The organism is Rhizobium ecuadorense (assembly GCF_001187535.1).
Classification (GTDB): Bacteria; Pseudomonadota; Alphaproteobacteria; order Rhizobiales; family Rhizobiaceae; genus Rhizobium; species Rhizobium ecuadorense.
Map to the genome: position 1 here is coordinate 1 of NZ_LFIO01000891.1, position 231 is coordinate 231.

1 protein-coding gene is annotated in these 231 nt (G+C 60.2%); it reads right to left on the minus strand.

The features are described 5' to 3' along the window. Positions 1-231, minus strand: a 231-nt coding sequence (locus AF337_RS15640; RefSeq protein WP_152971098.1) for a hypothetical protein, incomplete at both ends; no start/stop codon positions are given.

The following is a 231-nucleotide window of genomic DNA, read 5'->3' on the forward strand; positions in this document are numbered from 1 at the left end:
GTCGCCTTCGCCTCGCCGATGGCGTCGGTGACGACCTCTATCGCCGATTGGTATTTGCGCGCCTGGCCGAACATGGTCGCATGCATGTAGAGATAGATCGGTAGATCAGCGACGGTTCCGAGCTCCCTCAGAAGCGCCAAGCCTGCGCGGAAGATCTCGTGGCCGTGGGACAGATTTTCAACGTGCGCAACCGCCCATCCGCGAAAGAGCATCGCGAGTGCCGATAAGGAT